The 24,034-nt window shown below is 60.5% G+C and carries 27 protein-coding genes; 6 read left to right on the top strand and 21 right to left on the bottom strand.

All coding sequences use genetic code 11. The annotated features are described in order from the left end of the window. Positions 1 to 42 precede the first annotated feature (42 nt). Genes yidC through yihA form a run of 3 tightly spaced genes read left to right on the top strand, consistent with a single transcriptional unit; the run spans position 43 to position 3,244 of the window. A complete protein-coding gene (gene yidC / locus ACXADQ_RS09610; protein WP_475319503.1) occupies positions 43 to 1,848 on the top strand; it encodes a membrane protein insertase YidC in 1,806 nt (601 codons plus the stop codon). Beyond that, positions 1,845 to 2,594 (top strand): MOSC domain-containing protein, encoded by a 750-nt coding sequence (locus ACXADQ_RS09605; RefSeq protein WP_475319501.1) that lies wholly within the window; start codon positions 1,845 to 1,847, stop codon positions 2,592 to 2,594. The genes yidC and ACXADQ_RS09605 overlap by 4 nt, the downstream gene beginning before the upstream one ends. Next, the gene (gene yihA, locus ACXADQ_RS09600) at positions 2,594 to 3,244 is read left to right on the top strand and encodes a ribosome biogenesis GTP-binding protein YihA/YsxC (RefSeq protein ID WP_475319498.1); all 651 of its coding nucleotides are present in this window, start codon (positions 2,594 to 2,596) and stop codon (positions 3,242 to 3,244) included. Before ACXADQ_RS09605 ends, yihA begins: the two co-directional genes overlap by 1 nt. A gap of 99 nt (positions 3,245 to 3,343) precedes the next feature. Here yihA and ACXADQ_RS09595 read toward each other — a convergent pair whose 3' ends face one another. Beyond that, a complete protein-coding gene (locus tag ACXADQ_RS09595; RefSeq protein WP_475319494.1) occupies positions 3,344 to 4,078 on the bottom strand; it encodes an SDR family NAD(P)-dependent oxidoreductase in 735 nt (244 codons plus the stop codon). Between the two features lie 131 nt (positions 4,079 to 4,209). Here ACXADQ_RS09595 and argB point away from each other — a divergent pair, with 131 nt between their 5' ends. From argB to ACXADQ_RS09580, 3 genes are read left to right on the top strand one after another with little or no spacing between them, the layout of a single operon-like run. After that, a complete protein-coding gene (argB, locus tag ACXADQ_RS09590) occupies positions 4,210 to 5,094 on the top strand; it encodes an acetylglutamate kinase (RefSeq protein WP_475326063.1) in 885 nt (294 codons plus the stop codon). Further along, positions 5,091 to 5,732 carry a ferredoxin gene (locus ACXADQ_RS09585; RefSeq protein ID WP_475319491.1) on the top strand — a complete coding sequence of 214 codons (642 nt, stop codon included), beginning with the start codon at positions 5,091 to 5,093 and terminating at the stop codon, positions 5,730 to 5,732. Before argB ends, ACXADQ_RS09585 begins: the two co-directional genes overlap by 4 nt. Then, a complete protein-coding gene (locus tag ACXADQ_RS09580) occupies positions 5,729 to 6,229 on the top strand; it encodes a SixA phosphatase family protein (RefSeq protein WP_475319487.1) in 501 nt (166 codons plus the stop codon). Before ACXADQ_RS09585 ends, ACXADQ_RS09580 begins: the two co-directional genes overlap by 4 nt. Positions 6,230 to 6,303: 74 nt before the next feature. Here the strand turns inward: ACXADQ_RS09580 and ACXADQ_RS09575 are convergent, their stop codons facing one another. From ACXADQ_RS09575 to rpmD, 20 genes are all read right to left on the bottom strand, one after another. Beyond that, on the bottom strand, positions 6,304 to 7,095 hold the full coding sequence (locus ACXADQ_RS09575) for an amino acid ABC transporter ATP-binding protein (protein WP_475319483.1): 792 nt from the start codon (positions 7,093 to 7,095) through the stop codon (positions 6,304 to 6,306). Positions 7,096 to 7,107: 12 nt separating this feature from the next. Continuing rightward, on the bottom strand, positions 7,108 to 8,409 hold the full coding sequence (locus tag ACXADQ_RS09570) for an amino acid ABC transporter permease (RefSeq protein WP_475319480.1): 1,302 nt from the start codon (positions 8,407 to 8,409) through the stop codon (positions 7,108 to 7,110). A gap of 1 nt (position 8,410) precedes the next feature. Continuing rightward, on the bottom strand, positions 8,411 to 9,658 hold the full coding sequence (locus ACXADQ_RS09565) for an amino acid ABC transporter permease (protein WP_475319476.1): 1,248 nt from the start codon (positions 9,656 to 9,658) through the stop codon (positions 8,411 to 8,413). A gap of 125 nt (positions 9,659 to 9,783) precedes the next feature. Beyond that, positions 9,784 to 10,800 (bottom strand): amino acid ABC transporter substrate-binding protein, encoded by a 1,017-nt coding sequence (locus ACXADQ_RS09560; protein WP_475319473.1) that lies wholly within the window; start codon positions 10,798 to 10,800, stop codon positions 9,784 to 9,786. A gap of 201 nt (positions 10,801 to 11,001) precedes the next feature. Further along, on the bottom strand, positions 11,002 to 11,715 hold the full coding sequence (locus tag ACXADQ_RS09555; RefSeq protein ID WP_475319471.1) for an ATP12 family chaperone protein: 714 nt from the start codon (positions 11,713 to 11,715) through the stop codon (positions 11,002 to 11,004). A gap of 3 nt (positions 11,716 to 11,718) precedes the next feature. Next, positions 11,719 to 12,393 (bottom strand): HAD-IA family hydrolase, encoded by a 675-nt coding sequence (locus ACXADQ_RS09550; RefSeq protein WP_475319469.1) that lies wholly within the window; start codon positions 12,391 to 12,393, stop codon positions 11,719 to 11,721. Then, the gene (locus tag ACXADQ_RS09545; protein ID WP_475319466.1) at positions 12,390 to 13,433 is read right to left on the bottom strand and encodes an RluA family pseudouridine synthase; all 1,044 of its coding nucleotides are present in this window, start codon (positions 13,431 to 13,433) and stop codon (positions 12,390 to 12,392) included. The genes ACXADQ_RS09550 and ACXADQ_RS09545 overlap by 4 nt, the downstream gene beginning before the upstream one ends. Continuing rightward, positions 13,430 to 13,807: a fluoride efflux transporter CrcB gene (crcB, locus tag ACXADQ_RS09540; protein WP_475319464.1), complete on the bottom strand. Its 378-nt coding sequence runs from the start codon at positions 13,805 to 13,807 to the stop codon at positions 13,430 to 13,432. Before crcB ends, ACXADQ_RS09545 begins: the two co-directional genes overlap by 4 nt. Positions 13,808 to 13,888: 81 nt before the next feature. Continuing rightward, positions 13,889 to 15,205 (bottom strand): replication-associated recombination protein A, encoded by a 1,317-nt coding sequence (locus ACXADQ_RS09535; RefSeq protein ID WP_475319461.1) that lies wholly within the window; start codon positions 15,203 to 15,205, stop codon positions 13,889 to 13,891. Between the two features lie 3 nt (positions 15,206 to 15,208). Further along, entirely contained in the window at positions 15,209 to 16,591 is a 1,383-nt protein-coding gene (locus ACXADQ_RS09530; protein ID WP_475319458.1) for a trypsin-like peptidase domain-containing protein, read from the bottom strand. A gap of 65 nt (positions 16,592 to 16,656) precedes the next feature. Then, positions 16,657 to 17,976, bottom strand: a complete 1,320-nt coding sequence (locus tag ACXADQ_RS09525) for a ferredoxin reductase family protein (protein ID WP_475319456.1) — start codon at positions 17,974 to 17,976, stop codon at positions 16,657 to 16,659. 152 nt (positions 17,977 to 18,128) lie between these two features. Next, positions 18,129 to 18,557, bottom strand: coding sequence for a 50S ribosomal protein L17 (gene rplQ, locus ACXADQ_RS09520; protein ID WP_475319451.1), 429 nt, complete (start codon positions 18,555 to 18,557; stop codon positions 18,129 to 18,131). Between the two features lie 135 nt (positions 18,558 to 18,692). Continuing rightward, on the bottom strand, positions 18,693 to 19,709 hold the full coding sequence (locus ACXADQ_RS09515) for a DNA-directed RNA polymerase subunit alpha (protein WP_475319448.1): 1,017 nt from the start codon (positions 19,707 to 19,709) through the stop codon (positions 18,693 to 18,695). A 111-nt stretch (positions 19,710 to 19,820) separates the two neighbouring features. Next, on the bottom strand, positions 19,821 to 20,213 hold the full coding sequence (rpsK, locus tag ACXADQ_RS09510; RefSeq protein ID WP_425094017.1) for a 30S ribosomal protein S11: 393 nt from the start codon (positions 20,211 to 20,213) through the stop codon (positions 19,821 to 19,823). 15 nt (positions 20,214 to 20,228) lie between these two features. Beyond that, the gene (gene rpsM, locus ACXADQ_RS09505; RefSeq protein ID WP_425094016.1) at positions 20,229 to 20,597 is read right to left on the bottom strand and encodes a 30S ribosomal protein S13; all 369 of its coding nucleotides are present in this window, start codon (positions 20,595 to 20,597) and stop codon (positions 20,229 to 20,231) included. A 208-nt stretch (positions 20,598 to 20,805) separates the two neighbouring features. After that, complete coding sequence (locus ACXADQ_RS09500) at positions 20,806 to 21,381, bottom strand: adenylate kinase (protein ID WP_475319441.1); 576 nt, start codon at positions 21,379 to 21,381, stop codon at positions 20,806 to 20,808. Continuing rightward, positions 21,378 to 22,739 carry a preprotein translocase subunit SecY gene (secY, locus tag ACXADQ_RS09495; RefSeq protein WP_475319438.1) on the bottom strand — a complete coding sequence of 454 codons (1,362 nt, stop codon included), beginning with the start codon at positions 22,737 to 22,739 and terminating at the stop codon, positions 21,378 to 21,380. The genes ACXADQ_RS09500 and secY overlap by 4 nt, the downstream gene beginning before the upstream one ends. A 109-nt stretch (positions 22,740 to 22,848) precedes the next feature. Next, positions 22,849 to 23,316 carry a 50S ribosomal protein L15 gene (gene rplO / locus ACXADQ_RS09490; protein ID WP_475319436.1) on the bottom strand — a complete coding sequence of 156 codons (468 nt, stop codon included), beginning with the start codon at positions 23,314 to 23,316 and terminating at the stop codon, positions 22,849 to 22,851. Positions 23,317 to 23,514: 198 nt separating this feature from the next. Then, the gene (locus tag ACXADQ_RS09485) at positions 23,515 to 23,640 is read right to left on the bottom strand and encodes a hypothetical protein (protein ID WP_475319435.1); all 126 of its coding nucleotides are present in this window, start codon (positions 23,638 to 23,640) and stop codon (positions 23,515 to 23,517) included. A gap of 199 nt (positions 23,641 to 23,839) precedes the next feature. Further along, complete coding sequence (gene rpmD / locus ACXADQ_RS09480; RefSeq protein ID WP_475319432.1) at positions 23,840 to 24,028, bottom strand: 50S ribosomal protein L30; 189 nt, start codon at positions 24,026 to 24,028, stop codon at positions 23,840 to 23,842. Positions 24,029 to 24,034: the final 6 nt, after the last annotated feature.

Below are 24,034 nucleotides of genomic sequence, written 5' to 3'. Positions count from 1 at the left end.
CCGCACTCTGTTGAACCAGCCTGAACTTCGAAACGACAGGCTTTGATCAGATGGACTTCTCAAAACAAGAACCTCATCCTGGCGACGGCGCTCAGCTTTGTTGTCATCCTTGTATGGTTCATCCTTTTCCCGCCCCCCGAGGCCGAACCGACCGATCCCAACGCTCCGGTCGCGACCGCCGACGGGGTCACCACACCGGCGGCCCCGTCTGCGCCAGCGGCGACTCCGGCGGCCCCAGCGCAGGATGCGCTCGAAGCCACCGACAGTGATGCCCCCCGCCTGGCCATCGACACACCGCGCGTCGAAGGCGCGATTTCACTGTTGGGTGGTCGCATTGATCAACTGGCGCTGAAAGATTACCGCGAAGAGAACGAGCCCGGATCAGCCAATGTGACCGTCCTGTCGCCCGTTGGCAGCGAAAACGCCTATTACGCCCTGTTTGGCTGGGCCGCTGGCGCGGGCCTGTCGCCAGAGGCAGTACCTGGGCCCAACACTCTGTGGGCGATCGAAAACGGCACAGTCCTGACCCCCACAACCCCGATCACGCTGGTTTGGGACAATGGCGCAGGCCAGACCTTCCGCCGGACCATCAGTGTTGATCAGGATTATATGTTCAGCGTGAACCAGTCGGTGACGAACGCGGGGTCCAGCACCGTGTCGCTTGCCCCCTATGGGATTCTTGCCCGCCATGGCGAGCCCGCCAATGCCAAGAACTTCTTTATCCTGCACGAGGGCACCGTTGGCATGGCCGATGGAGAGCTGACCGAGACCTCGTATGGCAATCTGGAAGACCTGGATTTCAATGCGCGCGAGGGCACCCGCGCCGAAGTAACGCAAGTAACCGAAAGCGGCTGGATCGGCTTCACCGATCACTATTGGATGTCGACCCTGATCCCCACGGCGGGAACGCCCTTTAAGTCGGTGATCAAATACGACGAGGCGCGCAATATTTTCCAGGCCGAGGCGGTTCAGCCGACGCAAACCCTGGCCCCTGGCCAAACCGTCAGCGCCGATACACAGCTGTTTTCGGGCGCCAAGGAATGGGAAGCGATCCGCAACTATGAAAACGCCGGCGTTGCGAAATTCGTCGACTCGATCGACTGGGGTTGGTTCTTCTTCCTGACCAAGCCGATCTTCCAGGCGCTGCACTTCCTGAACATCTACATCGGCAATATGGGGTGGTCGATTATCGCCCTGACCATCGTGATCAAGGCGGTTGTCTTCCCGCTGGCGTATAAATCCTATGCCTCGATGGCCAAGATGAAAGAGCTTCAGCCCAAGATGGAAGAGCTGAAGAAAAACGCAGGCGAAGACCGTTCCAAGATGCAGCAGGCCATGATGGAGCTGTACAAAAAGGAAAAGGTAAACCCCGCCTCGGGCTGTTTGCCGATCCTGATCCAGATCCCGATCTTCTTCTCGCTGTATAAGGTGATCTTTGTCACGCTGGAACTGCGCCACGCGCCCTGGCTGGGCTGGATTACCGACCTCAGCGCGCCTGACCCCAGCTCGATCCTGAACCTGTTTGGCCTGCTGCCTTACGCAACCCCGGCGCCCGACAGCATTTTCGCCCTTGTCAGCCTTGGCATCCTGCCGATCCTGCTGGGCATCTCGATGTGGCTGCAACAGAAACTGAACCCGGCGCCCACCGATGCGACCCAGGCGATGATTTTTGCCTGGATGCCCTGGGTGTTCATGTTCATGCTCGGCAGCTTTGCCAGCGGTCTGGTCCTGTACTGGATCACCAACAACACGATCACCTTTACACAGCAGTATCTGATCATGCGCAGCCACGGGTACAAACCTGATGTGTTCGGCAATATCAAGAACAGCTTCAAACGGAAGAAATGAGCCGTCTCGCCTATATCGTCCGTCACCCGATCAAGTCGGTCGGGTACGAAGAGATCGAAAGCGCGTCCCTGACCCAGGGGCGCGCTCTTCCCTTTGATCGGCACTGGGCCATCGCACACGAGGCCGCCAGTTTCGGTGCTCAGCCAACCGAGTGGGCCTCCAAGCGCAACTTCGTCCGGGGCGTGGCCGGCCATGGCCTTATGGCTGTGCGCGCAAAGACGGACACCCAAGCCGGGATCGTCACCCTCAGCCATCCGCGCGCCAAGTCCCTGACTGTGGACCCAACAGCGCAATCTCGGCAACTGATCGACTGGGTGCGCCCCTTGTGGCCCGAAAATCGCCCTGCCCCCGCGCATGTGGTGCATTTGCCGGATCAGCCTTTTGGCGATATGCCCGATCCTTTTCTGTCGCTGCTCAGCCTCAGCTCTTTGCGCGCGCTTGGGCACCGCACCGGCCAGGATTTGTCCATCCACCGCTTTCGCGGCAACCTGTGGGCCGACCACTGGCCGCCTTTCCACGAATTCGACCTGATCGGCAAAACGATCCGCATCGGCGGGGCCGAGCTGCGCATCGTCGAACGGATCACCCGTTGCCTGGCCACCACCGTGAACCCGAAAACCGGCCGCTCGGATGTGGATACACTGGCCGCACTGGACAAAGCTTACGACCATCAGGATTTCGGCGTTTACGCCCTGGTCACGAAATCCGGCCCCATCGCCATCAACGACGACATCGAGGTTCTGTGATGCAACTCCCCTTCCCCCTGGCAGAAGAGCCCGACGACATCACCCGCGAAAAAGGCCGCTTGCTGTTCGCCGGCGAAACCGAGTTTCTCAAAGGCGTGGTCGCCATGAACGGCCTGCCCCCCGCTGACCGGATCGAGGTCTGCTTCGCGGGCCGCTCGAATGTCGGAAAATCCAGCCTGATCAACGCCCTGACGGGTCGCAAAGGCCTGGCCCGCGCCTCCAATACCCCCGGCCGCACGCAGGAAATCAACTTCTTCACCGCAGGCGAGGATCACTACCTTGTCGACCTGCCCGGCTACGGTTTTGCCAACGCCCCGGTGGCCGTGGTTGAAAAATGGCAGCGCCTGTTGAAACAATACCTGTCCGGCCGCCAAAACCTGCGCCGCGCGTTCGTTCTGATCGACGCGCGCCACGGCATCAAAAAGGTCGACGAGGAAATCATGTCCTTGCTGGACAGCGCCGCTGTCACCTTTCAATGCGTCCTGACCAAGACCGACAAGGTAAAACTCAAGGACCGGGACCGCGTCCTGGCCCAGGTCCGCGAGCGTCTCTCCAAACACCCGGCTGCCTTCCCCGAGATCGTCCTCACGTCTTCGGAAAAAGGCGACGGCATTCCGACCCTGCGCGCGATCATCGCCACGCTGATCTGACAGGGTCGCCCAAGGCAAAGTTCCCTCCCCAGAAGGGGAGGGTCAGGGTGGGGGTCAAGCATCGTGCCACGCCGCAGGCGTGCCCGTTGGATCACGGCCTCAGACGTGCTGCCCGCCATTCACCTCGATCTCGGTCCCCGAGATATACGAGGACGCATCATTGCACAGGAAATAGATCGTATCGGCGACTTCCTCGGTTTGTCCCAACCGGCGCAGTGGGATTTCCTCGGCCAGTTTATCTGTCCCGGGCGACAGAATTGCGGTTTCGATCTCACCCGGTGCAATCGCGTTCACACGCACGCCCATGGGCCCGAAATCATTGGCCATTTCCCGTGTCAGCGCCTTCAGCGCCGCCTTCGAGGTCGCATAAGCCGCGCCGGCAAACGGGTGCACCCGGTATCCCGCGATCGAGGTCACGTTCACCACGGCCCCTTTGGCCGCAGCCAGCTCCTCGCGCAATCCACGCGCCAGCACGACCGAGGCAAAGAAGTTCACATGAAACACATGCCCCCAGGTCATCAGATCGGTGTCGATCGTATTCAGCCGCTCTCCATTCGGCCCCTTGGGTGAGATCCCCGCATTGTTCACCAGCGCATCCAGGCGCCCATCCAGCCGGTCACGGATCTCTTCGACCTTGTTGATCGTGTCGGTGGGGTCCGCCAGGTCGATCTGCACGTGGTTTTCTTCGCCCCCACCCCAGGGACATTCCTGCGGAAACGGCGCGCGCGAACAGGTGATCACCCGCCAACCGGCACGATTGAACCGCCGGACCGTGGCGTGGCCGATCCCTCGGCTGGCTCCGGTCAACAGCAGCGTTTTCTGACGCTCTGCCATCTGACTACCTCTGACTGATTTGCCTTGACCCTAGCACCATCGCGGGCAAGTTCAACGTAACACTTGGCACGCGGGCGCGAAGCCTGTAACACAGCACGAATTTCGGGACGCAGATGATGAAGAAGCAGAACATGAACCGCGACTGGATCGCCACCGCCCGCACCCTTTCCGAGGCTCTGCCCTATCTCCAACGCTTCACCGGCGCGCAGGTTGTCGTCAAGTTCGGCGGCAACGCCATGGGCGACGATGATGCCATGGCCGAGTTCGCCCGCGACATGGTGCTGATGCGCCAGGTGGGCGTGAACCCGGTGATCGTGCATGGCGGCGGCCCGATGATCAATGACATGCTCAAACGTCTGGGCATCGAAAGCGATTGGGTCCGCGGCAAGCGTGTCACCGACAAGGCCACAGTCGAGGTCGTGGAAATGGTGCTGGCGGGCATGGTCAACAAGCGCATCGTGCAAGCCATCAACGACGAAGGCGGTCGCGCTGTCGGCATCTCGGGCAAGGACGATGACCTGATGGTCTGCGTCGCTGACGACCCCGAACTGGGTTTTGTGGGCCGTCCGGTGCAGATGAAGGTGCAGGTGATCCGCGATCTGTGTGACGCAGGGATCATCCCCGTCATCGCCCCCATCGGCACCGGCGTTAACGACAATGAAACCTTCAACGTGAATGGCGACACGGCCGCTGGCGCCATTGCCGGTGCCTTGCAGGCTGACCGTCTGTTGCTGCTGACCGACGTGCCCGGCGTGAAGGGCGCAAACGGCGAGGTAATGACCCAGATCAGCCCCGAGCAGGTGCGCGAGATGATCGAAGACGGCACCATTGCCGGCGGCATGATCCCCAAGACCGAAACTGCGCTGGACGCGCTGGATCGGGGTGTGCGCGCCGTGGTGATCCTGGACGGGCGGATGCCCAATGCGACCTTGCTAGAGCTGTTCACGGAACACGGTGCGGGCTCGATCATCCGGTCCACCAAACCACGCGTGAAACCGCACACCGAGGACGAATGAGCCCGTCCTATGACGCCATTCAGAATGCCGCCCTTGGGCGGCATTTGTGCATTCGCGGCGGGCTTTACCCCGATGATCTGGAGGGCATCGGCACCTTGATCCTGCTGGGCCCGGACGAGCCCGCCTTCTGGCCCGCTTTCACCCAAAGCGCCGAGTATCTGGACGGCCTGCCCGACCCGATGGACCGCTGGTCGACCCGTGTAATTGACGATCTGGCGACCCAGCTTGGCGCGACGGCCCTGTTTCCCTTTGGTGGACCGCCCTGGCATCCGTTCTTTCGCTGGGCGACAGACAGCGGGCGCACCTGGTCCTCGCCGATCAACTTGCTTGTGCACGAGCAGGCGGGGCTGTTTGCCTCGTTTCGGGGCGCATTGGGATTTGCGCATCGGATAGCGCTGCCTCCGCCCCCGGACAGCGCGCCTTGCACCGATTGCGCAGCCCCCTGCCTGACCGCCTGCCCGGTGAAGGCACTGACGCCCGAGGGGTATGACGTTCCCACCTGCAAAGCGTATTTGCGAACCGAGGACGGGCGCGACTGCATGGAAAACGGCTGTGCGGCGCGGCGCGCTTGCCCGATCAGTCAGACCTATGGCAGGCTGGCGGAACAATCCGCCTTTCATATGAGGGCCTTTCTGTGAGCCTGCGCCTGATCCTGATGCGCCACGCGAAATCCGACTGGGGAGACCCCCTGCAACCCGATCATGCGCGCCCGTTGAACGGTCGTGGGCGCAAATCCGCGCGGGCCATGGGGGATTGGTTGCGCGAGCGGGGCGAACAGCCTGCTCTGACGCTGAGCTCGGATGCGCGGCGCACGCAGGAAACGGTTGAAGGCGCTGGATTTGGCGGCCCGTGCACGTTTACGCGCGACCTGTACCATGCAGGCCCCGATGTGATGCTGCGTGTGCTGCGCAGTGCAGGGACGGCGCCAAGTGTTCTGATGGTCGGGCACAACCCGGGGATTGCGGATTTCGCGGCCAGACTGGTGCAAGATCGCCCCGCTCATCCAAGATTTTATGATTATCCCACCTGCGCGACGCTGATTGCAGAGTTCGATTTGCCCGATTGGGGGGCGCTTGGATTTGGTGTAGGGGCCACGGTCGCGTTCGCCATTCCACGCGAAGTGCTGGGCGGATAGCGCCGGATTTTGAGTATTTTCAGAGCAAAGAAAGAGCGCGCCCCGCAGATCACGAGGCGCGCTGATATTTTGGATCAGTGGCCCAGAATCTGCGACAGGAACAGCTTGGTCCGGTCAGATTTGGGGTTGTTGAAGAACTCTTCGGGTTCGTTCTGTTCCACGATCTGGCCCTGGTCCATGAAGATCACGCGGTTGGCGACCTGACGGGCAAAGCCCATCTCGTGGGTCACGCACAGCATGGTCATGCCTTCCTCGGCCAGCTCGATCATGGTGTCCAGCACCTCTTTGATCATCTCGGGGTCCAGCGCCGAGGTGGGTTCGTCAAAGAGCATGATCCGCGGCTTCATACACAGCGAGCGGGCGATGGCCACACGCTGTTGCTGACCACCCGACAATTGGCCGGGGTATTTATTGGCCTGGTCGGGGATCTTTACCTTTTCCAGGAAATGCATCGCGGTGTCGATCGCCTCTTTGCGGGGCGTTTTACGGACCCAGATCGGGGCCAGCGTGCAGTTTTCCAGGATGGTCAGGTGCGGGAACAGGTTGAAGTGCTGGAAGCACATGCCAACCTCGGAACGGATTTTGTCGATGTTTTTCAGATCCGAGGTGAGCTCGGTTCCGTCCACGACGATGCTGCCGGCCTGGTGTTCTTCCAGGCGGTTGATGCAGCGGATCAGGGTGGATTTCCCCGATCCGGACGGGCCCGCGATGACGATACGCTCGCCCCGGTTCACCGTCAGATTGACATCGCGCAGCACGTGGAAGGTGCCATACCATTTGTTCATGTTGGTGATTTCGATCGCGACCTCATCCGAGACCTGCATCTTGGAGCGGTCGATATCACGTTCAATAGCAAGATCAGACATTTGGTGATCTCCTTAATGATGGTCAGTTCTGAGCTTGCGCTCGAGATACATGGAGTAGCGGGACATGCCGAAGCAGAAGACGAAGAACATCAGCGCGATGAATCCGTAAAGCTCCCATACGACGCCGTTCCAGGCCGCGTCGGCGCGGATGGCATTGCTGAGCCCCAGCGGGTCCAACAGGCCGATCACCGACACCAGGGTGGTGTCTTTGAACAGCCCGATAAAGGTGGACACGATGCCGGGGATCGAGATTTTCAGCGCCTGGGGCATGATGATCAGGCGTTGGGCCTGCCAATAGTTCAGACCAAGGCTGTCAGCGCCTTCGTACTGTCCCTTGGGCAGGGCGGCCAGACCGCCACGGATCACCTCGGCCATGTAGGCAGAGGCAAACAGCGTGGCCATGATGATCACCCGCATGATGATGTCAAAGTTCGTGCCCGGCGGCATGAAGATGTTCAGCAGGGTCGACGCCACGAATAGCAGCGTGATCAGCGGAACGCCCCGGATGAACTCGATAAAGCCCACGCAGATGGATTTCACGATCAACAGGTCCGACTGACGACCCAGCGCCAGCAGGATGCCGATGGGCAGCGAGCAGGCGATGGCGACGACGCCGATGGTGATCGACAACATCATCCCGCCGAAATTCCGGCTTTCGACGGGTTCCAACCCGATGGGGAGGATGCTCCCCAAGGCGCCGGCCACGAGTGAGGCCAGGACCAGCCACCAGATCACCGCTGCCAGAACGCCTGCGATGAAACCGGCCAGGCTGCCTGCGGCGTTGTCCACCAGCTTGTAGACGCCATAGCCAATCGCAAAACCGGCAGCGGCGGCCAGCGGCCCCCAGATCGTTCCACCCCACAAAAGCCAGGGCATGATGAACGGATAAACGGCCGTGAAATAGATCAGCTGCGCCGGGACTTTGTCGGCATACAGCACCGGTGCCAATGCAACACCCAACAGGATGAACGCCAGGATCGGGCGCCAATACAGATCAGCGGGGTAGAAGCCAAAGATCAACTGCACCCAGCGGTCCCGGATCACACCCCAGCAGGCGCCGTGGCCTTCGTGGCCAAGTCCTGCCAGAATTTCGCGGCACTCGCTCAGCGAGGTTGCGCTCCAGGTGGGCGACCAGGCCCAGCCCAGCAGGAAGATGGCGACATACAGGATAAAGATCCCGCCGACCACCGTGATGATCGAGTTCAGCCAGCCCGAGAACAGGTTTTCGCGCGCCCAGCCGATAATACCAACCGATGTGGACGGCGGTTCTTGCTGCGGCAGCATTTCCGTGCGGACGAAAGAAATATCGCTCATATCACCGCTCCACCAATTTGACGCTGTTGTTGTACCAGTTCATCACCACCGAAATGGCCAGACTGATCGCCAGATAGATCAGCATCCCGATCAGAACCGTTTCCAGCTCGCGGCCGGTCTGGTTCATGGTGATGCCCATCAACGTGCCCGTCAGGTCCATATAGCCAACGGCGATGGCCAGCGACGAGTTCTTGGTCAGGTTCAGGTATTGCGAGATCAGCGGCGGGATGATCACCCGCAGCGCTTGCGGCAGGATCACCAGGCTCATGACGCGTTGCGGACGCAGGCCAAGGGCCGCGGCGGCCTCGGTCTGACCTTTCGAGATCGCAAGGATACCCGCACGGACGTTTTCCGCGATAAAGGCCGCCGTGTACAGCGACAGGGCCAACCACAGCGCAATCAACGAGTTGCGCATGTAGATACCGCCCTTGAAGTTAAAGCCCTTCAGCTCGGGATAACCCAGGTGGAACCCCAGCGCGACCAGCACCACAACCAACGGAACCAAAATGGCCGCCAGGCTGAAATACCAGGTGGTCGGACGATCGCCCGTGGCCTCTTGGATGGCATTTGCGCGTTTGTTGATGAAATGACGAACGGTAAAGCCGATAGCCAAGGCGATCAGCACCACGATCAGATCAATCGAGATATCAAAGCGCAGGCTGGATTGCCCAAACAGATGGATGTTGCCCAGGCTGTTGGAAAACAGCGGCTCGGGGACGTAAAAGCCCCGGTTTGTGGCCACGACGGCCCCGGTCTCCACCCCTCGGAACGCCCGTGGCGCTGGCAGGGTCTCGATCAGGATCGCCATACAGAACACGATCCACAGCAGGACCGGCACGTTGCGGAACATCTCGACATAGACGGTCATGATGCGCGCGATCAGCCAGTTCTTCGACAGGCGCAACACGCCAATGATCACGCCCAATACGGTGGCCGTGATGCAACCCATCACCGCCACCAGCAAGGTGTTCAGCAGGCCAACAAAGGCCGCACGGAAATGGGTGTTCTGGTTGTCGTAATCAATCAAACGCTGGTTGATGTCATAGCCCGCGGGCTCGCCCAAGAAGCCAAAGCTGGGCTCTTTGCCCAATTCCAGCAGGTTTTTGGCGGTGTTGTTGAACAACCAGAAGAATAGAAGCAAGAAGCCGATCATCGCCACGACCTGAATGGTCATCGAACGATACCGGGTGTCGTATATCAGCATAGACAGCCGAAACGACTCCTTCGGAGGGTCGGTCAAAGTGGTCATAAGGATTCCCCGTCCTCGGCCTTGTTTTTTGTCCGGGTCCACAGGGGCCCGATGGCCGAATTATTGGATTGGTAAGAGGAGAGAAGGGCGCGGATGATCCCGCGCCCTTCTTTCATTTCAGTATCTTAGCGGAACGGCGGAGCGTACAGCAGACCACCGTCGGTCCATTGTGCGTTCAGGCCGCGCGCCAGGCCAACCGGCGAGCCGGCGCCGATGTTCTTTTCAAACACTTCGCCATAGTTGCCACCAACCATGATGGCCGCTTTGGCCCAACCAGCGTCCAGGCCCAGCATCTCGCCCAGGCTGCCTTCGGTGCCCAGCAGACGGTTGATTTCCGGGTTGTTGGTGCCGGCCGCCATTTCGGCGATGTTCGCCGAGGTGATGCCCAGCTCTTCGGACGCGATCAGCGCGTTCAGAGTCCAGCGCACAACATCGCCCCACTCGTTGTCACCGTGACGGACCAGCGGGCCCAGCGGCTCTTTCGAGATGATTTCAGGCAGAACCACGTGTGCCGAGGGATCTTCGAAGGTGGCACGAGTGGCCGCCAGACCCGACGCATCGGTGGTGTAAACGTCGCAGGCACCGGCCAGGTACTGCTGCTGAATCTCAGCGTTGGTTTCCACCGGAACGGGTTCGTAGCTGATGTTGTTGGTGCGGAAGAAGTCCGCCAGGTTCAGCTCGGTGGTGGTGCCGGTCTGGATACAGACCGTCGCGCCGTCCAGTTCCTTGGCCGAGGACACGCCCAGCTCTTTGGGAACCATGAAGCCTTGGCCGTCATAGTAGTTCACGCCGACGAATTCGAATTTCAGATCTACATCGCGCGAGAACGTCCAGGTGGTGTTCCGGGCCAGCATGTCGATTTCACCCGATGCCAGCGCGGTAAAGCGCGTTTTACCGGTGGTCGGCACGAATTCCACGGCGTCCCCATCGCCCAGAACCGCAGCCGCGACAGCACGGCAAACGCCAACGTCAAAGCCGTCCCATTTACCATTTGCGTCCGGCGCCGCGAAACCTACCAAGCCGGTGGTCACGCCGCAACGCAGTTGACCGCGTGCTTTCACGTCATCCAGAGTCCCAGCTGCTGCAGCACCAGCGGCCAGCCCAGCGACGGTGAGCGCGCCAAAAAATACGGATTTTTTCATTTTTACCTCATCCTGATTTACCGCCTGATATGGTCGGCGGTTAGACTGATCTTGAGTGATCAGACGCACAGCTGAAAAGGCTTTTCCCCTCTCAGTGATGGAAGTTTGGGCAAATTCAGACCAAAAGGTCAAGGGACTGATCAGGAATTTGGCAGGGCCACCTAAGGTTGACGCAGGGACACCCTGCGTTTTCTGATCAAATCAGCTGTGCTGGCAAAGCTCATAGAATCGCTTGGCGCGCAGGAACTCTTCTCGTTTCGCGGCGGCCTGTTCTGCGGCCTCGTCATCGACGCCCCATTGCTCGATCTGCCAGTTCTCATCCAGGCGCGACAGGTCCCAGATTTGCTCGATCGGCAGGTGGTTGTGAATGGCCGCAAAACCCAGAATCAACGACCCGCTGATCCCGACCAGATCGTGGAACGCGGCCAGTTCGAACGGAGTCATCTGCCGCACCAACTCGTGCAGTTTTTCCAGCGCTACCGCGTCCTGGGACACGAACATCACGCCCTGAGCGCTGGTCAGCCGCGCACCCAGTTCTGTCGCGGCCCAGTCCAAAATCGGATCCCAGGCCTGGGCCTGACGTTCGATCAGCTCTTTGGGGCTTTCGGCGCGATAACACAGCAGATCGGTCGCGCCGTACTCGGCCAGCATCGCGGCGACCTCGTCAAATTGAAGCGTCACCTTATCCAGCGCCGCATTGGCACCGCGCATCACCGGCATGGTCAGCGGTTGGACTTCTTCTTCCTGCGCCTCCCATTCAGCCGCGATCGCCTGTGCCATCGTCATTGTCGGCACGACAAGCGGGGTTTTCGCGGGGGTCTTCACACTGCGACCGTCCAGCAATACGGAAAAACCACCCTCGACCTCGGCTGCCTTGGTTTCTTTCCAGAATTGTTTCGCTTTCCACGCGCTCATGGCTTACCCCCAAACTGTCCGGATCGCTCCGGGAAGATCGGCCACGCTATGGACCAGTTTGTCCGCCGCGTCCAGCCGATCCGCCGTATGATAGCCCCAACTGACCCCAATCGCGCGTATACCGGCGGCTTGGGCCATGGCCATGTCGAATTCGGTGTCGCCGATCATCACGGCTTGGTCTGCGGACAGGCCAGTTTCGGCCAGCGCAGCCTCTAGCATCGCCGGATGCGGTTTCGAGGGATGGTGATCCGCCACCTGCTGCGTCAGGAAAAGCCGTTCCATCTGATGCCCCGCCAACAACGCATCCAGCCCCCGCCGGGATTTGCCCGTCGCCACACCCAGCAGAAATTCGGGCACCGCGTTCAATTCATCCAGAACGGCGCGGATACCGGGGTACAGCGGGCTGCTTTGCTGGGTGCCCTGACTGGCGCGCAGCTGCATATAGGCGGATTTATAGTCCTCGACCATGCGCGCATAGGTAGCACCACCCAACCCGGGAACTAGCTGCGGCAGGGCCACGTCCAGCGACAACCCGACGATCGATAGGATCTGCGCGCGGTCAGGCACCGGGTGGCCCTCGGCCTCAAACGCGGCTGTCATCGAGGCGACGATATCCCCCTGACTGTCCACCAGGGTTCCGTCCACATCAAAGATGATCAGCCGCAGATCGGCGCTCATTGCAGGCTCTCGAAAGGATCATCCGCCGCCAGGTCCTCGGTCCAGCCGAAGGTGTCCCAGCTTTGCGCCATGTGATCGGGCAAGGGGGCAGTGAATTCCATGATTTTGCGGCTGACGGGGTGTTCGATCTGCAAACGGCGTGCGTGCAGGTGCAGTTTCTTGCTGATGATCCCGCCCAATTGCGCGCCCCAGCCATCGCCCATGTTTTCCTGACCCGAGCCACCATATTTCCCGTCGCCAATGATCGGATGCCCGATCTCGGCCATATGCGCGCGCAGCTGATGCGTGCGCCCGGTAATAGGCTCCATCGCCACCCACGAGGCCCGCCCGGCCACCCGATACAACGTCGCATACAGCGTATGCGCACGCTTGGCACCTGGCGTGTCATTCATGTCGCGCGGATGCACGCAGAACATTTTCTCGCCCTCACCGCCGCGCCCATGCCCGGGCGCCTTGACCAGACCGTACTTGATCTCGCCCAAATAGGGCGTGGGCACCCCGGCCACCAAGGCCCAGTAGATCTTGCGCGTTTCACGGTGCCGAAACGCCGCCGTCAACGCCGAGGCCGCCGCACGGGTCCGCCCCAACACCAGCACACCGCTGGTGTCCTTGTCCAGTCGATGCACCAGGCGTGGCTTTTCCTCATAGTCAAAGCGCAGCGCCTCGCTCAGCCCATCCACGTGGCGGGTTTGCTTGCTGCCCCCCTGAACGGGCAACCCCGCTGGCTTGTTCAGCACGATGATGTCATCATCCTTATAAAGCACCGCATCCTGCATCATCTTGGCATCCGCCGCCGAAACGCGCGACTGCTGCACGGGCTTGGGCGCGCCCGGATCCGGCAAGGGCGGAATCCGCACCTCTTGGCCGACCTCAATGCGCGTGCTGGCCTTGCACCGCGCACCATCCACGCGCAGTTCACCCTTGCGGCACATCTTTTCGATCCGGCCCTGACCCAGCTGCGGAAACGTCCGCTTCAGCCAGCGATCCAAACGCTGGTCGCCCTCGCCCGGGCCAATCGTGACCATTTGAACCCTGCTCATTGAACGATACTCCGCGCGAAAATCAGCCCCAAAACGATGGCCAGCAACGACAAAAGAACCGAAGCCCCCACATAGATCGCCGCCGTCACCACCTGACCGCGCTCCCACAAGGTGACCGCATCCAGCGAAAAGGCCGAGAAGGTGGTGAACCCGCCCAGCACCCCGGTCATCAGCAAAGGCGCAAACCGATTGGCGCTGTAGTGCCCCAGAACCACCACGACCACACCCATCACGAAACTGCCAACGATATTCACCGTCAACGTCCCCCAAGGGAATCCGGGCCCCATCAGGCGGCTGGCAGCCACGCCCGTCAAATAGCGCCCGCTGGCACCGATCGCGCCCCCAAGGGCCACTTGCAATAGCGTTGTCATCATCGCCACACCTCTGGGCGCGGACCGGCAGAATGTCAAGGATGGCTGCTTTTTCTTGGCCCAAATACCCTCGCCGAAGGCTTCCTAGCCCCGCCGCTCGCGCAGACGGGCGAAATAGTCCAGCCGCTTTTTCAGTTCGCGCTCGAATCCGCGTTCGACAGGCTGGTACAGAACGGGCCGTGCCACGCCTTCGGGGAAATAGTTCTGGCCAGAAAATCCGTCCTCGGCATCGTGGTCATAGGCATAGCCATCGCCATAGCCCTGATCCTTCATCATGCTGGTCGGCGCGTTCAAAATATGTTTGGGCGGCATGGCCGAGCCGGTCTTCTTGGCCATACGCATCGCCGCCTTATACCCTGCATAGGCCGCGTTGGATTTCGGTGCCAGGGCCAGATAGGTCACCGCCTGGGCCAGGGCCAGCTCGCCTTCGGGGCTGCCAAGGCGTTCATAGACCTCCCAGGCGTGCAGGCAGATGGATTGCGCCTGCGGATCGGCCAGACCGATATCTTCGACCGCCATGCGGGTGATGCGCCGCGCCAGATATCTTGGGTCTTCGCCACCTGCCAGCATCCGCGCCAGCCAGTACAGCGCCGCATCCGGATCCGACCCGCGCACGGATTTATGCAGGGCCGAGATCAGGTTGTAATGCTCGTCCCCGCCCTTGTCATACTGCGCGGCGCGACGCATCAGGCGGGTCGCCAGGGCTTGTGCATCCAGTTTGGCATCCACATTCCAGGCCATGATCTGCTCGATCAGGTTCAGCAAGGCCCGCCCATCGCCGTCGGCCATCTCCAACAAGGCCTCGCGCGCCTCGCCTGTCAGGGGCAACGACCGGTCCAGCTCTTTTTCGGCCCGCTGGGCCAGACGTTCCAGATCAGCCAGCGACAGGCGTTCCAGCACCAGCACCTGCGCCCGGCTGAGCACAGCAGCATTCAATTCGAACGAGGGATTTTCCGTGGTCGCCCCCACCAGCAGAATCGTGCCATCCTCCATAAAGGGCAAAAACCCATCCTGCTGAGCCTTGTTGAAGCGGTGAATCTCGTCGACGAACAGCAGCGTCCCCTGCCCGTTTTGACGACGGATACGCGCGGCTTCGAACACTTTCTTCAGCTCGGCCACGCCGGAAAAAATCGCGCTGATCTGGACGAAATGCAGGTCGGTTTCATCCGCCAACAACCGCGCGATGGTGGTTTTGCCCACACCAGGAGGCCCCCACAGGATCAGCGACGACAAGGCCCCCGAGGAGAGCATCACGCCCAGTGGCGCCTCGGGTCCCAGCACCTGTTCCTGTCCGATGACATCGCCCAAAGATTGCGGCCGCAGCCGATCTGCCAGGGGGCGCGGCGCGTTCGCGCCCTGCCCCGCATCTGGCGCGCCTGGAGTGTCGAAAAGGTCAGCCATCGCTCACAATCTGAACCGCAAGCGCAGCCGCTGCAAGCCACGCTTTATCTCAATATCCAGCACACGCATGTTTTCGGTCAGCGCCTGCTTGGCCTGAGCCGCGGTTTCGATTGGTTCGCCGTTGATCTGTTGCAGAATATCGCCAGGGTGCAGACCCACCCGCGCGCCATACGGTCCAGGCGCCTCGACCACCACGCCGCTCGCGGACAATGGCAGGCTGTACTGCGCGACCACGGCCGGGTTGACGTTGGACAGTTGGAGCCCCGGCAGGGCCGCCTCTTGGCCCAGTACCATCGTTTCGCGGGCTGGCGTTTCCGGTGCCAACATCATCGCAACCTGGGAAAATTGCGGATCCGCACCGCGCATATAGCCAATACGTGCGTCCTGCCCCAAACCTGTGACGCTCATCCGAAACAGCATCTCGGCAGGGGTATTCACCGGCTCGCCATCCACGCTGATCACCACATCGCCCTGTTTCAGCCCCGCTTGCAAGAACGGGCTATCGCCATGCAGATCCGAAATCACGACACCGCCCGGACGATCAAGGCCCAGGCTTTGCGCCATATCCGCATCCACGACCTGCCCGCCGATCCCGGCCCAGGGGCGCTGAAACGTGGCATTGCCCGCGCGCGCCTGTGTCACGAATTGCGAGACCAAATTTGAAGGAATCGCAAACCCAATTCCGTTCGACCCGCCCGAGCGCGACAAAATCCGCGTGTTCACCCCAATCAGATGCCCGCTGACGTCGATCAGCGCCCCGCCCGAATTGCCCGGATTGATTGGCGCGTCGGTCTGGATGAAATAGCCCCAGGCGCTGCCCGTCGCGATGCCCGAACGCGCCAGCCCCGACACGATGCCGCTGCTGACGGTTTGGCCCACGCCAAAGGGGTTGCCGATGGCCAGGACCAGCTCGCCAACTTCGATCTCGTCACTGTTGCGCAGCGACAGATGAGGCATATCCGTGGCGTCCTGCAAACGCAGAATCGCCAGGTCCGAGTCCTCGTCCGCAAGCATCACCTGCGCGTCAAATTCGCGCCGGTCGTTCAGAACCACGCGAATTTCGGTTGCCTCGCCAACCACATGGAAATTCGTCACCACGATCCCATCCGCAGACAGGATCACCCCCGAGCCCAACGAGTTCTGAACACGCTGCCGGGGCTGGCCCGACTGACCAAAGAACTGGCGAAAGAACGGGTCGTCCATGAACGGGCTGCGTTGCTCGACCACGCGTTTGGCATAGATGTTCACCACCGCCGGAGCCGCCTGTTTCACCAAAGGCGCAAACCCAAGGCTGATCTCGGCTTGGTTTTGCGGGACACGCGTTTGCGCCAGCGCGGGCAGGCTGGTCAGGACAACAAGGCACGACGTCAACAAAAAGCGGATCATGGGACCTCCTCGATTGCTGCCCATGATATGAGCGGACTGCGGCTCGAGTACAAGTCACGATAGCTCTAGCGACGCAGGCGGTCCTCGACTGTTTTGGGCAGCGTGACCCGTTCAAACAGAACATCCGCCAGTTTGCGCAGGCCGACCCCGGTGCGGATTTCGAATTCTTCATAGCGGAACCGCCGCGACGACACCCCGTGCTTGGCAAAGCCATCCATCAAGGCCTGACGCATGGGTTTCGGCCCACAAAACGATACTGTCAGATCGTCCCCGCTCAGGCCGGTCAGCGCCATGATTTTGTCAGCCGAGGCGCGGCCATCTTGCGAAGAAACGTGCACATTCAAGTTCAGGTTCGCAAGAGCATCGGCACGATCCCGCAGCTCGTCCAGATGGGGGGCCTCGTCTTCGCTGCGCACACAATAGACCAAATCCGCCGTGCCATCGTCGGGCGACATGCTTTGCGCCCACGCCAGAAACGGAGTAACCCCGATTCCCGCAGCGACCCACAGTTGGGGGGCCTTGGATTTGGGGCGTTCGAAATGACCAAAGGGGCCTTCGATCCGCGCCGGGGTGCCAATTTCCAACGCCCGGTGCAAACGTGCCGTATAATCCCCCAGGCGCGCGACGCTCATGCGGATGCTGCCATCGTTGGATGGGGCCGACGAAATGGTGAAGGGATGCGGCTCTGCCCCGGCAAAGCTGACAAAGGCAAACTGGCCAGCGCGGTGGCGCAGCGGGCGTCCATCAGGGACCATCGTCACCGCCAGCGCGCCACCCGTTTGGTCGATCTTGGCAACGGTATAACGGCGCGACGGGCGCACCCCTGCGGGCAACAAACGCCAGCCAAAGGCCAGCGTCCCCAGCAGACAGAAGGCCGCCACGTACAGACCCAGCGGATCGCCATTCTTGAAGGGTTTCAGAATGAACAGATAGTGCAGCGCCCCGGCCAGAAAAAACCCACCCATGATCCGATGCGTCCAGCGCCACAGGTGATAGGGAATAAACGTGGCCACAGTGATCACGACCAGGATCAACAACCCATAGAGGCTAAGCTCGCCCAGGGTTTCGGCCAGCTCTTCGATCATGTTCTGATTGCCAAGCCCGCGCATTTCAGCGTCGACCGTGTCGTGGATCAGCAGGAACACCATGGACAGAATGCCCAGCCATTTATGTACCACATAGGACCGATCCAGCCCGCCAAACAGCCATTCCACCACAGGCAAACGGGTGGCGATCAGCTGAACAATCGCCATACCAATCAACGAGGCGATTCCCATATATTGGCTGAACAAGGCGATCACGTCGCGGCCCTTGGCGATTTCGGGAAACCAGATGAACGGAAACAGCAGCGCAATCGCGCTGAGAATGATACCCCAAGGTCGCATGAATTGATTTCCCCAACAGTCCAGTTCGCGCGCGCAGTTTCCCGAATGCGCCACGTGGGTCAACCGGTTAAATCGGATATCCGGGCCCATAAACAGAAAAGGCCCCGCTCGGGATCGAGCGGGGCCAGAAAGCGGGCGATATGCCCGAAATCTTATTCTTCAGCGTCGGCAGCAGCTTCTTCAGCTTCCAGGCGGGCCTTGTCGGCGGCGCCTTTGGCCGAGACGTCGCGATCGACGAATTCGATGATGGCCATCGGGGCCATGTCACCATAGCGGAAGCCGGCTTTCATGATGCGGATGTAGCCACCCTGACGGTCTTTGTAGCGCGGGCCCAGAACTTCGAACAGCTTGGCAACGTCTTTGTCTTGCTTCAGCTGAGCAGCGGCCTGACGGCGGGCGTGCAGATCGCCGCGTTTGCCCAGGGTGATCAGTTTTTCAACGATCGGGCGCAGTTCTTTGGCCTTGGGCAGGGTGGTTTTGATTTGCTCGTGCTCGATCAGCGAGCCAGCCATGTTTGCGAACAGGGCCTTGCGGTGCTCATGAGTACGGTTCAGGCGGCGGTAACCACGTGCGTGACGCATTTTCTATCTCCTAACTTGCGTTTTGCTTTGTCCGTCCGGCGATGCGTGTCACCGGCTCTCCTTGGGGCGTTGGCCCATATGTTCCCCGCCAGTGCGGGCATTGTTGGGGCGGGCCACTGGCCCACCCCGTAGTCCTTAGAAGCTGTCTTCGAACTTCTTGGCCAGATCTTCGATGTTGTCCGGCGGCCAGTCCTCGACGTCCATGCCCAGGTGCAGACCCATGCCCGACAAGACCTCTTTGATCTCGTTCAGCGACTTGCGGCCGAAGTTCGGGGTGCGCAGCATCTCGGCTTCGGTTTTCTGGATCAGATCGCCGATGTAAACGATGTTGTCGTTCTTCAGGCAGTTTGCCGAACGGACCGACAGTTCCAGCTCGTCCACTTTCTTCAGCAGCAGCGGGTTGAATTCCAGACCATCGTCCTCGTCCTGGCGGCCAGCGGCTTCGGGTTCGTCGAAGTTGACGAAGATCGACAGCTGATCCTGCAGGATGCGCGCAGCGTAAGCCACAGCATCGTCAGGCGAGACCGACCCGTCGGTTTCGATTTTCAGGGTCAGTTTGTCATAGTCCAGAACCTGGCCCTCGCGGGTGGGCTGCACGTCATAGGACACCTTCTTGACCGGCGAATAGATCGCGTCGATCGGGATCAGGCCGATGGGGGCGTCTTCGGGCTTGTTCTTGTCAGCCGAAACGTAGCCTTTGCCGGTGTTGACGGTCAGTTCCATGTACAGGTCCGCGCCGTCATCCAGGTGACAGATCACGTGATCCTTGTTCAGGATTTCGATACCGGCGCTGTCGCTGATGTCACCAGCGGTGACGGCACCAGGTCCTTTGGCCGAAATCGACAGGCGCTTGGGGCCTTCGACTTCCATGCGCAAGGCAACCTGCTTGAGGTTCAGGATGATGTCGGTGACGTCTTCACGCACACCAGCAACGCTGGAAAACTCGTGCAGAACATTGTCGATCTGAACGCTGGTGATGGCCGCGCCTTGCAGCGAGCTCATCAGAACGCGACGCAGCGCGTTGCCCATGGTCAGACCAAAACCGCGCTCCAGAGGCTCGGCGACAACAGTCGCCTTGCGCGACGGGTCGTTGCCAGGCTTTACGTCCAGCTGGGTGGGTTTGATCAGTTCTGCCCAATTCTTGTGGATCATGCGTCCCTCCATTCCTGTCTTGTCCCCATGTCCAAAGGCCAAGACGCCCGAGGTTTCAAAATGACGGAATGGGGCCGTGCGCGTGCACAGCCCCAAAACAATACTGTCGGATTAGACCCGGCGGCGTTTCGGCGGGCGGCAGCCGTTGTGTGCGATCGGGGTCACATCACGGATCGAGGTGATGTTGAAACCGATTGCGGCCAGCGCGCGCAGAGCCGATTCACGGCCCGAACCGGGGCCCTGAACTTCGACTTCTAGGGTTTTCACGCCATGATCCTGGGCTTTCTTACCCGCGTCCTCGGCTGCCATCTGAGCAGCGTAAGGGGTCGACTTGCGCGAACCTTTGAAGCCCATGGTGCCGGCCGACGACCACGAGATCGCGTTGCCCTGCACGTCCGAGATCAGGATCTTGGTGTTGTTGAAGCTGGAGTTCACATGTGCGACGCCAGCTGCGATGTTCTTGGAGGCCTTTTTCTTGCCGCCACGACGGGTATCACGTGCCATTGGTGCTGCCCTCCCTTACTTCTTCTTACCAGCGATGGCCTTTGCGGGGCCTTTGCGGGTACGTGCGTTGGTGTGGGTACGCTGACCGCGTACGGGCAGGCTGCGGCGGTGACGCAGGCCACGATAGCAACCCAGGTCCATCAGACGCTTGATGTTCATCTGCACTTCACGGCGCAGGTCACCTTCGACGGTGTAGTTGGCGTCGATGTGTTCGCGGATGGCCAGAACTTCGGCGTCCGACAGCTCGTTTACACGGCGGGTCGACTCGATGTTCACAGCTTCGCAGATGGCTTTGGCCGATGCAGGGCCGATACCGGTGATGTAGGTGAGGGCGATAGGGACCCGCTTTGCAGTGGGGATGTTTACGCCGGCGATACGTGCCACGTGTCACTTTCCTTTTCGTTGCGGTTCCGTAGTTCCAGAACCTTTTTTCACAACGTAAGCCCGACGATTTTTCCGCCGGGCCTCAGCTGTACCAGGTGATATGATCATCGGTGCATATGACCACCGAGAATCAGTCTTTGAATAAAGATGGTGCTGGGTATGTGGAAAAAAGGGGGCCGTCAAGCCCCCTTCCCTATTCCTGTCCCGATTAGCCCAGGATCTCGGCGATGGCGCCCTGAACTTCGTCGATCGTGCCCAGGCCGTCGATCGAGGTCAGGTTGCCCTTGGCGTGGTAGTACCCGATCAGCGGAGCCGTCTTTTTATAGTACTCCATCAGCCGGAAACGAACGCTTTCTTCGTTGTCATCCGCGCGGGCGGTGCCACCGGCGGCGACAGCTTCGGCAGCGCGGTTGACGATGCGCTTGACCAGCACTTCGTCTTCGACCTGCATCTCGATCACAGCGTCCAGGGTTTCACCCTTTTCGGCCAGCAGCTCGCCCAGGGCGTCGGCCTGGGCCAGGGTGCGGGGGAAGCCATCAAAGATGAAACCGCCCTTTTTGTCGCCTTCCAGTTTTTCACGGATCAGGCCGATCACGATCTCGTCGGTGACCAGGCCACCGCTGTCCATGACCTTGGCAACCAGCTGACCCATTTCCGAGCCGCTTGCCTTAGCTTCGCGCAGCATGTCGCCGGTGCTCAGCTGGATCATGTCACGGTTTTCGACCAGGAAAGCGGCCTGAGTTCCTTTGCCCGCGCCGGGCGGTCCAAGCAGAATAATGTTCATCGACGTGCGGGTCCTTTACGCGTGCGTTTTTTACCTTTGCCGCGAAGCTGCGACTTCTCAATCAGACCTTCGTACTGGTGCGCCAGCAGGTGGCTTTGGACCTGTTGAATAGTGTCCATGGTCACCGAAACGACGATCAGAACCGAGGTGCCGCCAAAATAGAAGGGGATCGCCAATTGGCTACGCAAAATCTCGGGCAAGAGACAAACTGCCGCAAGGTAAGCCGAGCCCAGCACCAAGATACGCACGGCCACGTATTCCAGATATTCGGCCGTTTTCTTGCCGGGGCGGATACCGGGAACAAAGCCGTTCTGGTTCTTCAGGTTGTCGGCAACCTCGTCCGGCTTGAACGACACGTTGAACGTATAGAAGTAGGCAAAGAACACGATCATCGCGACGAAGAACAACAGGTACAGCGGCTGACCGGGGCCAAAATAGGCCAGCAGGGTCGACATGACCGGACCGGTTTGCGAGCCCGAGAACGTGCTGATCGTGGTCGGCAACAGCAGCAGCGAGCTGGCAAAGATCGCGGGGATCACGCCCGACGGGTTGACCTTGATCGGCAGGTGCGAGCTGCCACCGTCATAGACCTTCATACCGACCTGACGGCGCGGATACTGGATATGGATCTTGCGCAGGGCGCGCTCCATGAAGACCACAAAGGCGATCACGGCCACGACCATCACGAACACACCGATGATCACGGCGGGGCTGATGGCGCCCGACCGGCCCTGGCTCAGGAACTGGGCCAGTGCGGCGGGGACCTCTGCGATGATGCCGACGAAGATGATCAAAGAGATACCGTTGCCGATGCCACGGCTGGTGATCTGGTCACCCAGCCACATCATGAACATGGTGCCGCCCACCAGCGTGATCACGCAGGAAACGCGGAAATACAGACCAGGATCGGTCACCAGCTCGCCTGCCTCCAGCGACACGGCCAGACCATAGGCCTGCATCGTTGCCAGCAGCACGGTGCCATAGCGGGTGTACTGGTTGATCTTTTTGCGGCCTGCATCGCCCTCTTTCTTCAGCTGCTCCAGCGAGGGCACCATGGCCGTCAGAAGCTGCACGATGATCGAGGCAGAGATGTAGGGCATGATCCCCAGCGCAAAGATCCCCATCCGTCCCAGCGCACCGCCGGTAAACATCGACAGGATTCCGCCCAGACCAGCGGCCGCGCCTTCCATGAAGTCTTGCAATGCAAGCCCATCAATGCCCGGAACCGGGATAAAGGTCCCGACGCGACACACGATCAGAAGCAGGATGGTGAACAGGATGCGGCTGCGCAGGTCCGACGCCTTGGCCAGCTGTCCCCAGCTGGTGTTCGCGGCCATTTGTTCGACTGCAGATACCATATTCGGTCTCTCTTATGTAGCAACGCCGCCCAGAGCGTTTTCCAGCTCAGGCGGCGTTCTTAGGAAAACTAGGATGTATCTAAGCGGCCAATGCGCCACTCACAACCCGTTATTCAGCGGCAGCCGCAACCTTCAGCGAGCCACCGGCCTTTTCAACGGCTTCGATGGCCGATTTCGAGGCACCGGTCACTTCCAGGTTCACAGCGGTTGCGATCTCGCCTTTGGCCAGAACGCGGATGCCGTCCAGCTTGCGGCGGACCAGACCCGAGGCGATCAGCGCATCTTCGGTGATGGCGGCCGAAGCGTCCAGTTTGCCGGCTTCGATGAACTTGGCGATCAGGCCCAGGTTCACAACGGCGTATTCTTTGCGGTTGGGCTTGTTGAAGCCACGCTTGGGCAGACGTTGGTACAGGGGCATCTGGCCGCCCTCGTAGCCGTTGATGGCCACACCCGAACGCGATTTCTGACCTTTGATACCACGGCCACCCATTTTACCTTTGCCCGAACCCGGGCCACGGCCAACGCGTGTACGTTTTTTGGTTGCGCCTTCGTTGTCGCGCAGTTCATGCAATTTCATGTCGCTTCTCCTTTGCCGGAACTGACCCACGAAGCGGAAGGGGCCAAACACGGCTTTTCTTGATTGATTCTTTTGCGGCCTACAGGCCACCGGGGGCGTATAGACCTGTCGCCTTTGTGAATCAAGCGTTGTGACGTCTCTTGGGAACGACAAAGCGCCCCGGGGGTCCGAGGCGCGTTCACATTGGCGCGAGAGGGCTCAGCGTGTTTGGCGCAGATACTCTTCCCAGCAGGGAACCGGGTTGGTCACGGCCTGGGCCAGCTTGACGAAAGAGGCGCGGATGGTCTTGGCGACCAGAACGGGGGTGTTTTTAACGACGGTCATGATGGGGTCCAATAGGCTTACGTTTCGTTAGGGGCCGAATAAGGCAGCGAACCTGCCCTAGCCAGCGCCAAACGCGAAACCCCGCAATGCACAGAGTGCATAGCAATTAGGCAGAATGAAAACTTCGCCAAAAGAAAACACCCCGCTGCGGCGCAACGGGGTGTTTTGATGTCATTCAGGCGCAAGGCCCAAAGATCGCTTAGTCGCGCTCTTCGATGATTTCGACCAGGTGCGGGATTTTCGCTACCATGCCGCGGATCGAGGGGGTGTCCTCCAGTTCGCGGGTCTTGTGCATCTTGTTCAGGCCCAGACCGATCAGGGTCTGACGCTGGATGGCGGGGCGACGGATCGGCGAGCCGATCTGTTTCACAACGATGGTTTTAGCCATGTCTCG

Source organism: Thalassovita sp. ABM4_323 (genome assembly GCF_056158665.1).
Note: the sequence above shows the minus strand (reverse complement) of the source record. Positions and strands in the feature narration are given on the sequence as shown.

Coding starts and splice junctions, on each gene's coding strand:
- ACXADQ_RS09550 (WP_475319469.1), bottom strand. CDS start 12,393: ATGAGCGCCGATCTGCGGCTGATCATCTTTGATGTGGACGGAACCCTG.
- ACXADQ_RS09545 (WP_475319466.1), bottom strand. CDS start 13,433: ATGAGCAGGGTTCAAATGGTCACGATTGGCCCGGGCGAGGGCGACCAG.
- ACXADQ_RS09595 (WP_475319494.1), bottom strand. CDS start 4,078: ATGGCAGAGCGTCAGAAAACGCTGCTGTTGACCGGAGCCAGCCGAGGG.
- yihA (WP_475319498.1), top strand. CDS start 2,594: ATGCAACTCCCCTTCCCCCTGGCAGAAGAGCCCGACGACATCACCCGC.
- ACXADQ_RS09485 (WP_475319435.1), bottom strand. CDS start 23,640: ATGACCGTCGTTAAAAACACCCCCGTTCTGGTCGCCAAGACCATCCGC.
- ACXADQ_RS09525 (WP_475319456.1), bottom strand. CDS start 17,976: ATGCGACCTTGGGGTATCATTCTCAGCGCGATTGCGCTGCTGTTTCCG.
- rplO (WP_475319436.1), bottom strand. CDS start 23,316: ATGAAATTGCATGAACTGCGCGACAACGAAGGCGCAACCAAAAAACGT.
- argB (WP_475326063.1), top strand. CDS start 4,210: ATGAACCGCGACTGGATCGCCACCGCCCGCACCCTTTCCGAGGCTCTG.
- ACXADQ_RS09560 (WP_475319473.1), bottom strand. CDS start 10,800: ATGAAAAAATCCGTATTTTTTGGCGCGCTCACCGTCGCTGGGCTGGCC.
- ACXADQ_RS09555 (WP_475319471.1), bottom strand. CDS start 11,715: ATGAGCGCGTGGAAAGCGAAACAATTCTGGAAAGAAACCAAGGCAGCC.
- rpmD (WP_475319432.1), bottom strand. CDS start 24,028: ATGGCTAAAACCATCGTTGTGAAACAGATCGGCTCGCCGATCCGTCGC.
- ACXADQ_RS09605 (WP_475319501.1), top strand. CDS start 1,845: ATGAGCCGTCTCGCCTATATCGTCCGTCACCCGATCAAGTCGGTCGGG.
- ACXADQ_RS09535 (WP_475319461.1), bottom strand. CDS start 15,205: ATGGCTGACCTTTTCGACACTCCAGGCGCGCCAGATGCGGGGCAGGGC.
- ACXADQ_RS09565 (WP_475319476.1), bottom strand. CDS start 9,658: ATGACCACTTTGACCGACCCTCCGAAGGAGTCGTTTCGGCTGTCTATG.
- secY (WP_475319438.1), bottom strand. CDS start 22,739: ATGGTATCTGCAGTCGAACAAATGGCCGCGAACACCAGCTGGGGACAG.
- ACXADQ_RS09515 (WP_475319448.1), bottom strand. CDS start 19,709: ATGATCCACAAGAATTGGGCAGAACTGATCAAACCCACCCAGCTGGAC.
- ACXADQ_RS09530 (WP_475319458.1), bottom strand. CDS start 16,591: ATGATCCGCTTTTTGTTGACGTCGTGCCTTGTTGTCCTGACCAGCCTG.
- ACXADQ_RS09585 (WP_475319491.1), top strand. CDS start 5,091: ATGAGCCCGTCCTATGACGCCATTCAGAATGCCGCCCTTGGGCGGCAT.
- ACXADQ_RS09500 (WP_475319441.1), bottom strand. CDS start 21,381: ATGAACATTATTCTGCTTGGACCGCCCGGCGCGGGCAAAGGAACTCAG.
- rplQ (WP_475319451.1), bottom strand. CDS start 18,557: ATGCGTCACGCACGTGGTTACCGCCGCCTGAACCGTACTCATGAGCAC.
- ACXADQ_RS09570 (WP_475319480.1), bottom strand. CDS start 8,409: ATGAGCGATATTTCTTTCGTCCGCACGGAAATGCTGCCGCAGCAAGAA.
- rpsK (WP_425094017.1), bottom strand. CDS start 20,213: ATGGCACGTGATACCCGTCGTGGCGGCAAGAAAAAGGCCTCCAAGAAC.
- crcB (WP_475319464.1), bottom strand. CDS start 13,807: ATGATGACAACGCTATTGCAAGTGGCCCTTGGGGGCGCGATCGGTGCC.
- ACXADQ_RS09575 (WP_475319483.1), bottom strand. CDS start 7,095: ATGTCTGATCTTGCTATTGAACGTGATATCGACCGCTCCAAGATGCAG.